Here is a 9,027-nt window from a genome sequence, read left to right as displayed (position 1 = left end):
GGCGTCCACCTCTCCGAGGAGTTCCAGCTCCACCCCGAACAGTCCACCGACGCCATCGTCATCCACCACCCCGACGCCAAATACTTCAACGCACGCTGAATTCCAGAGCGCGCTGATCGAACACGACGTACACTTGACGGTCCACCGCAGGCCGGTTGCCCTCTGTGCATTCAGGGGCAACCGGCCTGATCGTCCCTCAAGGAGGTGCGCCAGGATGACCAGCACGGTCCCCGCGCTCGGAACCCGTACGGCCGAAGGCTCAGCACTGCAGGCCGTACTCCTCGACATGGACGGCACCCTGGTGGACACCGAGGGGTTCTGGTGGGACGTCGAGGTCGAGATCTTCGCCGGCCTCGGCCACGCCCTCGACGACTCCTGGCGGCACGTCGTGGTCGGCGGCCCGATGACCCGCAGCGCCGGGTTCCTCATCGAGGCCACCGGCGCCGACATCACGTTCGCCGAACTGTCGGTCCTGCTCAACGACGGGTTCGAGGACCGTATCGGCCGCGCCCTGCCCCTCATGCCGGGCGCCGCCCGCCTCCTCGCCGAGCTCTCCGCGCACGAGATCCCGACGGCCCTCGTCTCCGCCTCGCACCGCCGCATCATCGACCGCGTTCTGACCTCGCTGGGCACGCAGCACTTCGCCCTGAGCATCGCCGGGGACGAGGTGGAGCGTACGAAGCCCCATCCCGACCCCTATCTGATCGCGGCCGCCGGGCTCGGCGTCGATCCGGCGAGATGCGCCGTCGTGGAGGACACGGCGACCGGGGTCGCCGCTGCCGAGGCCGCGGGCTGCCATGTCGTGGCCGTACCGTCCGTCGCGCCCATCGCCCCCGGTGCGCGCCGCACCGTCGTGACCTCGCTGGAAGAAGTCGACCTGCCGTTTCTGCGCGGGCTGATGGCGAACTACTGATGACGGAAATGCGCTGACCGTTTACCGAGGGTGCCCGATCTGATGCGGGATCACGCGCGGATGAACAGGTGGACCGTCACATGAGAATTACGGTCTCCGGTGATCTCTGTCGGCGACCGAATCCACCCAGGAGCCCACGCGTTCCACATGTGTGAGGTTCACCACGCGGCAAGGGCTCGACAGCGGGCGGATGCCCTCTACACGCACCCCCTTGAGGGGTTCTTGAGGCGACCTTGTGTCCCGATTGGGGGGAGCCTGCGCGGAATCCTTCCCGTGTCGCTCTTTCGGTGCGTCCACACCCGGTTTCGCAGCGTGATGAGCTCTCAACTCCGGCTGAATGCGGGCCTCTGGGCGGTCCGGACTAATCTCGTTGGCGGAACATCGACACAATCCCTCACCCGTGCGCCCCACCCCACGCCCGCCGGGACCCCTGGGATCGACAGCCTGGAGAACCCGAGCATGATCCGCAAGACTTTGGTGCTGCCGACGGTTGTCGGCCTGCTCGCCCCGGCGCTCGCCGCCTGTGGCAGCGTCAACGGTGGGGGCAGCAGCAGCGGCGACGCGATCGTCGTCGGCACCACGGACCGGTTCACCGCCTCGAAGGACGCCCCGGCGCCGATCGACCCGGCCTACGCCTACGACGTCGGCACCTGGAACATCCTGCGCCAGACCGTGCAGACCCTCATGGTCCAGCCGCGCGGCGACGGCGAGCCGGTGCCCGAGGCCGCCGAGAGGTGCGGGTTCACGGACAGCGGCAACGAGCGCTACGTCTGCACCCTGCGCAAGGGCCTCGAGTTCTCCAACGGAGACGCCGTCACGGCGTCCGACGTGAAGTTCTCCATCGAGCGGGCCCTGCGGATCCAGGCCGACAGCGGTGTGTTCGCCCTGCTGTCCACGATCGACACCGTCGAGACCCAGGGCGACCGCGAGGTGATCTTCCACCTCAAGACCGCCGACGCCACCTTCCCGTTCAAGCTGTCCACCCCGGTCGCCGGCATCGTCAACCCGGACGACTACGACAAGGACAAGCTGCGCGACGGCTTCGACGTCGACGGCTCCGGCCCGTACACGCTCCAGTCCGAGGTCAAGGACAACGAACTCGTCAAGGCCGTCTTCACCAAGAACAGCCGCTACAAGGGGCAGTTGACGCCGAAGAACGGCAAGGTCGAACTGCGGTCGTTCCAGGACGCCGACGCGATGGGCACCGCGCTCTCCGACGGCGACATCGACCTGATGACCCGCACGATGACCCCCGAGCAGATCCGCAAGCTCGACGGGGGCTCGACCGGCGACATCGACCTCGTCCAGATGCCCGGCCTCGAAATCCGCTACCTCGCCTTCAACACCGACGCCCCGACGGTGAAGAACAAAGCGGTCCGCCAGGCGATGGCCCAGATCATCAACCGCGCCGAACTCGTGGCGAAGGTGTACGGCGACGAGGCCCAGCCGCTCTTCTCCCTGGTCCCGGCCACCATCACCGGTCACTCGAACTCCTTCTTCAACAAGTACGGCGAGCCGAGCGACATCAAGGCCAAAAACCTGCTGCGGAACGCCGGAATCACCACCCCGGTGAAACTGACCCTGCATTACACGACCGACCACTACGGGGCCGCCACCAAGCCGGAGTTCGAGGAACTGCAGAAGCAGCTCAACGCCAGCGGGTTGTTCAACGTCACCATCGAGGGCGCCCCTTGGGACACCTTCCGCCCGGCCGAGAAGAAGCGTGAGTACGACGTCTTCGGCATGGGCTGGTTCCCGGACTTCCCCGACGCCGACAACTACCTCGCCCCGTTCCTCGACAAGGACAACTTCCTCAGCCTGCCGTACGCGAACTCCAAGATCCGCGGCAGCCTGATTCCGGAGTCCCGCCGTGAGGCCGACCGACTCACCGCCTCCGCGAGCCTCACGGACATCCAGGACATCGTGGCCGACGACGTACCCGTACTGCCGCTGTGGCAGGGCAACCAGTACATCGCCGCTCGCGACGGCATCACGGGCGCCGAGTGGGCCCTCAACTCCTCCTCGACGCTCCAGCTCTGGGAGCTCGGCCGCGGTGTGAGCAACTGACCAGCACACCCCGCCCGACGCACACGTCCCGACCCGGGGCTGGGGGGTCCCGGGTAAAGACCCGACGACAAGGCACTTCGACGTGAACCTGCGCAACCAGTGGCCGGTCCTGCCCATCGTGGCGGGGCTGGCCTCCGGCCTGCTGACCGCATGCGGCTCGGTGAACGGTGGTTCGGGGGCCAACGGCTCCACCGTGGTGATGGGGATGTCCGACGACGTCCTGGCAACCGACCCGGCATCCGGTTACGACCCGGGCTCCTGGCTGTTGTTCAACAACGTGTTCCAGTCGCTGCTGAGCTTCCCCAACGGGGGCACCGAACCGCAGCCCGAGGCCGCCAAGGAGTGCGCCTTCAGCGACACGCAGACCAAGGTGTACAAGTGCACCCTGCGTGACGGCCTGAAGTTCAGCAACGGTGACTCGCTCACCTCGAAGGACGTCAAGTTCTCCTTCGACCGCATGCTGAAGATCAACGACGCCGCGGGTCCCGCGATCATGTTCCCGATGCTCGGCTCGGTGGACACCCCGGACGAGAAGACCGTCGTCTTCAACCTCAAGGTGCCCGACGCCACGTTCCCCAGCAAGCTCGCCTCCGGCGCCGGCTCGATCGTCGACCACGGCCAGTACGAGAAGGACGGCCTGCGCAAGGACGGCGAAGCCGTCGGCTCCGGCCCCTACAAGCTCGACTCGTTCGGCGAGGACAGCGCGGTCTTCTCCGTGAACCCGAACTACAAGGGCACCGCCGAGGTCCGCAACTCCGGCGTCACCCTCAAGTTCTTCCACGGCGACCAGACCAAGCTGAAGCAGGCCATCGTCGACAAGGACATCGACATCGCCTACCGAGGTCTCAAGGCCGGCGACATAGCCGACATCGAGAACGCCAACGGTCACGAGGGCATCGACATCGTCGAGGGCACCAGCGCCGAGGTCCAGCACCTCGTCTTCAACGTGAAGGACCCGGTCGCCGGAAAGATCGGCGTGCGCAAGGCCATCGCCTACCTCCTCGACCGGGAGGCCCTCGTCAACGAGGTCTACGAGGACACCGCGACCCCGCTCTACTCGATCATCCCGGCCGGCATAGCGGGTCACAACACCGCCTTCTTCGACACCTACGGCGCCCGCCCCTCCCAGGCCAAGGCGCAGGCGGCCCTCCAGGCCGACGGCCTCACCGGCAAGGTCAAGCTCACCCTCTGGTCGACGCCGTCCCGCTACGGCCCCGCCACCGACGACGAGTTCCAGGCCATCGCCAAGCAGCTCAACGCCAGCGGTCTGTTCGAGGCAAGCGTCAAGTCCGTGCCCTTCGCGCAGTACGAGAAGGACATCGCGGCGGGCAAGTACGGCGTGTACGTGAAGGGCTGGGTGCCGGACTACCCCGACGCCGACAACTTCACCGCCCCCTTCTTCGGCCAGGGCAACGTACTCGGCAACAACTTCACCAACAGCACCATCACCGACACCCTCATCCCCGGCACCGCCGCCCAGAGCGACCGCTCCGCGACCGACACCGACTTCGGCGAACTCCAGAACATCGTCGCCAAGGAGGTCCCCGTCCTCCCCGTCTGGCAGGCCAAGCAGTACGCCGTCGCCCGCGAGAACGTCTACGGCCTCGAGAACTGCCTCGACGCCTCGACCGTCTTCCGCTTCTGGGAGATCAACAAGGGCTGAGCCAGGCCGCACACGAACGAGGGCGCCCCTTCCGTCTCCGGAAGGGGCGCCCTCGCCGTCGTACACACAACTCCGCCGTACGCGTGTCCGGTTACTGTGCGCCGGGACGCACCAGCCCGCTCTCGTACGCGTACACCGCGGCCTGGACCCGGTCGCGCAGCCCCAGCTTCGTCAGCACATGCCCGACATGCGTCTTGACCGTCGTCTCGCTGACGAACAGATCAGCGGCGATCTCCGCGTTCGACAACCCCCGCGCCACCAGCTTCAGCACCTCGACCTCACGGTCGGTCAGGGTGTGCAGCGTCTCCGGCAGGGGTTCGTCACCCGACGGCAGATGCCCCGCGTACTTGTCGAGAAGCCGGCGCGTGATGCTCGGCGCGAGCATCGCCTCACCCGCCGCCACCACCCTGATCGCCTGCACCAACTCGACCGCCGGCGCGTCCTTCAGGAGGAAACCGCTGGCACCGGCCCGCAGCGCCTCCACCACGTACTCGTCGAGATCGAAGGTCGTCAGCACCAGCACCTTCGCCGGCCCGTCCCGCCCCGGCCCGGTGATCTGCCGAGTCGCCTCCACCCCGTCCATCCGCGGCATACGGATGTCCATCAGAACCACATCGGGCTGCAGGGCCCGCACCTGATCGATCGCCTGAAGACCGTCTCCGGCCTCGCCGACGACCGCGATGTCCTGCTCGGCCTCCAGAATCATCCGGAACCCGGTACGCAGCAGGGGCTGGTCGTCGACAAGTAGGACGCGGATGGCCACGTAAGTCTCCTTCGCTAGTCCGGCCCCATTCTGCCTTGCGAGGGCGTAGCCCCTTCCCGCAAGGGGCGCGGGGAACTGCGCGACAAGCCCCCACCGGCCCGCAGCTGACTAAGGCGCATCCGGCGGAGCCACCCGCACCGGCAACGGATAAGGCGGGGGAGTCCCCCCGAACTCCGGACACACGGACTGGTGATCGCACCAACCGCACAACTTCGTCGGCCGGGGCCGCCACACCCCCGTCTCCGTCGCCTCCCGGATCGCCTCCCACAACGCCAGCAGCTTCCGCTCCACCCGCTCAAGATCGGCCAGAACCGGGTCGTACGTCAGCACATCCCCACTGCCGAGATACACCAGCTGAAGCCGCCGCGGCACCACGTTCTTCAGCCGCCACACGACCAGCGCGTAGAACTTCATCTGGAACAGCGCACCCTCCGCGTACTCCGAACGCGGCGCCTTTCCCGTCTTGTAGTCGACGATCCGCACCTCGCCCGTGGGCGCCACATCGACCCGGTCGATGATCCCGCGCAGCTTCAGCCCCGAATCCAGCTCCGCCTCGACGAACAGCTCACGTTCGGCGGGCTCCAGCCGGGTCGGATCCTCCAGCCCGAACCAGCGCTCCACCAGCCGCTCCGCCTCACCCAGCCACCGCGACAGCCGCTCCCCGTCCGGATCGTCCGCGAACAGCTCCACGACCTCCGGCCGTGACTCCCGCAGCCGGTCCCACTGACCCGGGATCAACGACTTCGCCTGGGGCGCAGTCCGCTCGGCCGCCGGGGCGTCGAACAGTCGCTCGAGAACCGCGTGCACCAAGGTGCCTCTCGTCGCCGCCTCACTCGGCTTCTCCGGCAACCGGTCGATCACCCGGAACCGGTACAGCAACGGACACTGCATGAAGTCACTGGCCCGCGAGGGCGACAGCGACGCCGGCGCGGAGGGCAGCACGACCGGCGGGACGGACTCGGCGGCGCCCTCGGTGCTCATTTCCATGACGACGACCATACGGCCCACCACTGACAGTCACCCAGCCGCGGCCACGGTCCGGCCCCAACGGCCCGGCGAACACAGGGGGTGCCGGGGCGGAACACGGTGCGACGGCCGCATACCATCGACCCGAGACCTTTCCGCCCCGGAGCGGAAAAGGGAGACGCATCCGACAAGGGGACACCGTGGACGAGAGCGGCGGGAGCGGACAGCCGCGCTCCGGCAACGACCAGTCGACCGACCGCCACACCGGCGGCACGGCCCGGACCACCGACCCCGCACACCCCGAACCGGCGACCCACAACGAGCGGGACGACGAGCACTCGGCACCCGAACCGGCCACCCCGGAACAGGCGGAACCGACGGAGCCCACACCCCCCGCTCCGCCGTCCGGGCCCACCGGCACCCCCCGCCTCGCCAAGTCCCGCGCCCCCCGGAAACCCAAGGAACTCAGCGGCGGCCTCCTCATGGGACGCCCCTTCGGCGTACCCGTCTACGTCGCCCCCAGCTGGTTCCTCGTCGCCGCCCTCATCACCTGGGTCTTCGGCGGCCAACTCGACCGCGTACTGCCCGAACTCGGCGCCCTGCGCTACCTCGTCTCCCTCTTCTTCGCGGTCGCCTTCTACGCCTCCGTCCTCGTCCACGAACTCGCCCACACCGTCGCCGCCCTCCGCTTCAAACTCCCGGTACGACGCATCCAGCTCCAGTTCTTCGGCGGCGTCTCCGAGATCGAGAAGGAGTCCGAGACCCCCGGCCGCGAATTCGTCCTCGCCTTCGTCGGCCCCCTCCTCTCGCTGATCCTCGCGGGCGTCTTCTACCTCGCCCTCCAGACCGTCCGACCCGGCACCGTCCCCGGCGTCCTGCTGGCCGGCCTGATGATCTCCAACCTCATCGTCGCCGCCTTCAACCTCATGCCCGGCCTGCCCCTCGACGGCGGCCGCATGCTCCGCGCCGTCGTCTGGAAGATCACCGGCAAACCCATGACCGGTACCATCGCCGCCGCCTGGGTCGGCCGCGCCCTCGCCGTCTCCGTCCTCGTCGGACTGCCGCTGCTCACCCAGTCCGGCGCCCTCGGCTCCACCGCCGAGGACAGCGTCGGCATGGACACCGTCACCGACGCCCTGCTCGCCGCCATCCTCGCCGCGATCATCTGGACCGGCGCCGGCAACAGCCTCCGCATGGCCCGCCTGCGCGAACACCTCCCGGAACTCCGCGCCCGCAACCTCACCCGCCGCGCCGTCCCCGTCGAGACCAACACCCCCCTCTCCGAGGCGCTGCGCCGCGCCAACGACGCCGGCGCCCGCGCCCTCGTCGTCGTCGACCCCGACGGAGAACCCCTTTCCCTCGTCCGCGAGGCCGCCATCGTCGGCGTACCCGAACACCGCCGCCCCTGGGTCTCCGTCAGCGGCCTCGCCCAGGACCTCAGCGACGGCATGCGCGTCTCCGCCGAACTCTCCGGCGAAGAACTCCTCGACGCCCTGCGCGCGACCCCCGCCACTGAATACCTGGTCGTGGAGGAGTCCGGCGAGATCTACGGAGTCCTCTCCGCAGCCGACGTGGAACGGGCTTTCGTCAAGGCGATGGCCCGCCCGAACTAGGGCCTGTCGTCGGAGTACGCACGCGCGCGTGGGGGAGCCGACAGCCACGACAAGCGTCAGCCGGACGCCCGCGCGCGGCGCCAGGAACCGGCGGCCAGGCGCTCCACGAGCAGGTAGTGGACAAGCAGCGACAGGAACCACGTCACCGCGCCCCCGACCAGGGAACAGAGCGAGATCACCCAGGTTGGGCCGGCCGCGCCGCAGCAGCCAGTACACGGGCAGGTGCAGCAGAAAGAGGCTGTACGACATCCGGCCGACCTCCGTGAGCACCTCGCCCGACACAGCCGTACCAAGGGCCCCCGGCCCCCGCAGAGCGCCGCCGTCAGTACAGCGGCACCCAGCACGACCGCGACCACATAGGTTGCCGCTGGCCCCTCCACCGAGAAGGACGGCCGACACCACCAGTACCGTCGCCGCGCCGAACCCGGCCACCACCAGCAGGACGCCGACCTGACGGGACACCGTACGGCCCCCGCGTTCGACCAGGTGAACGAGGCAAGCGGCAGCCACACCGGCCGGCAGAGCCAGCGTCTGCACGCCGGTGACCACGCCGACGCCGGGCGGCACCCCGCAGGCCGCGCCGAGAGTCACCGCCCCGGCGACCAGGGCCGCGATCAACGCCACCACGGCGAGTCGGCGCCGGGCCACCAGACACAGGCCCGCCAGCAGCAGCGACCACACCAGCACGGAACGCGCGGTCACGTCCCACAACCACAGCGGAGCGAGCGGGGCGTCCAGCGTGGGGACGACGCCCAGCCGGCGGCCGTGCACCCATCCGGACCAGCCCCCTCGGCCCAGCACGACCGACCAGACCTGCCCGCCAGATCGCGGACGATGCGCGAAGGACCGAGCACCCAACATCCGGCGAGGGTCACGCCGACCGACACCAGCAGCGCGGGAACCAGCCGCTTCGCCCTACGGACCAGGAAACCGGCGGCCCCGGTCCTGCCGGTTGCCGTCGCCCTGCGGAGCAGGGGCAGGGCGGTGAGGAAACCCGTCAGCCCCAGCAGCACATCGACGCCGCCCCCCCCGCACCGGCCCA

At 68.9% G+C, this 9,027-nt stretch carries 7 protein-coding genes; 4 read left to right on the top strand and 3 right to left on the bottom strand.

Annotated features, from left to right (window positions below; genetic code table 11):
* Positions 1-214 precede the first annotated feature (214 nt).
* The 3 genes from ADL01_RS27165 (at position 215) to ADL01_RS27155 (ending at position 4,643) form a co-directional block, all read left to right on the top strand.
* Positions 215-913, top strand: coding sequence for an HAD family hydrolase (locus ADL01_RS27165; RefSeq protein ID WP_053744647.1), 699 nt, complete (start codon positions 215-217; stop codon positions 911-913).
* A 459-nt stretch (positions 914-1,372) separates the two neighbouring features.
* Complete coding sequence (locus ADL01_RS27160; protein ID WP_053744646.1) at positions 1,373-2,980, top strand: ABC transporter substrate-binding protein; 1,608 nt, start codon at positions 1,373-1,375, stop codon at positions 2,978-2,980.
* Between the two features lie 82 nt (positions 2,981-3,062).
* On the top strand, positions 3,063-4,643 hold the full coding sequence (locus tag ADL01_RS27155; protein WP_053744645.1) for an ABC transporter substrate-binding protein: 1,581 nt from the start codon (positions 3,063-3,065) through the stop codon (positions 4,641-4,643).
* 91 nt (positions 4,644-4,734) lie between these two features.
* Here ADL01_RS27155 and ADL01_RS27150 read toward each other — a convergent pair whose 3' ends face one another.
* On the bottom strand, positions 4,735-5,406 hold the full coding sequence (locus ADL01_RS27150) for a response regulator (protein WP_053744644.1): 672 nt from the start codon (positions 5,404-5,406) through the stop codon (positions 4,735-4,737).
* 108 nt (positions 5,407-5,514) lie between these two features.
* Positions 5,515-6,393, bottom strand: a complete 879-nt coding sequence (locus tag ADL01_RS27145) for a RecB family exonuclease (RefSeq protein WP_053744651.1) — start codon at positions 6,391-6,393, stop codon at positions 5,515-5,517.
* Positions 6,394-6,572: 179 nt separating this feature from the next.
* Here ADL01_RS27145 and ADL01_RS27140 point away from each other — a divergent pair, with 179 nt between their 5' ends.
* The gene (locus ADL01_RS27140) at positions 6,573-7,985 is read left to right on the top strand and encodes a site-2 protease family protein (RefSeq protein ID WP_053744643.1); all 1,413 of its coding nucleotides are present in this window, start codon (positions 6,573-6,575) and stop codon (positions 7,983-7,985) included.
* Positions 7,986-8,041: 56 nt separating this feature from the next.
* Here the strand turns inward: ADL01_RS27140 and ADL01_RS47315 are convergent, their stop codons facing one another.
* A complete protein-coding gene (locus ADL01_RS47315) occupies positions 8,042-8,164 on the bottom strand; it encodes a hypothetical protein (RefSeq protein WP_267889944.1) in 123 nt (40 codons plus the stop codon).
* Between the last annotated feature and the right edge of the window lie 863 nt (positions 8,165-9,027).

It is taken from the genome of Streptomyces sp. NRRL WC-3618 (assembly GCF_001280005.1).
Classification (GTDB): domain Bacteria; phylum Actinomycetota; class Actinomycetes; order Streptomycetales; family Streptomycetaceae; genus Streptomyces.
This window is presented reverse-complemented; position numbering and strand designations above follow the sequence as displayed.

What these genes read in the sequence shown, in the direction of transcription:
- ADL01_RS27160 (WP_053744646.1), top strand. Translation starts at nt 1,373, where the DNA reads ATGATCCGCAAGACTTTGGTGCTGCCGACGGTTGTCGGCCTGCTCGCC.
- ADL01_RS27145 (WP_053744651.1), bottom strand. Translation starts at nt 6,393, where the DNA reads ATGGAAATGAGCACCGAGGGCGCCGCCGAGTCCGTCCCGCCGGTCGTG.
- ADL01_RS27165 (WP_053744647.1), top strand. Translation starts at nt 215, where the DNA reads ATGACCAGCACGGTCCCCGCGCTCGGAACCCGTACGGCCGAAGGCTCA.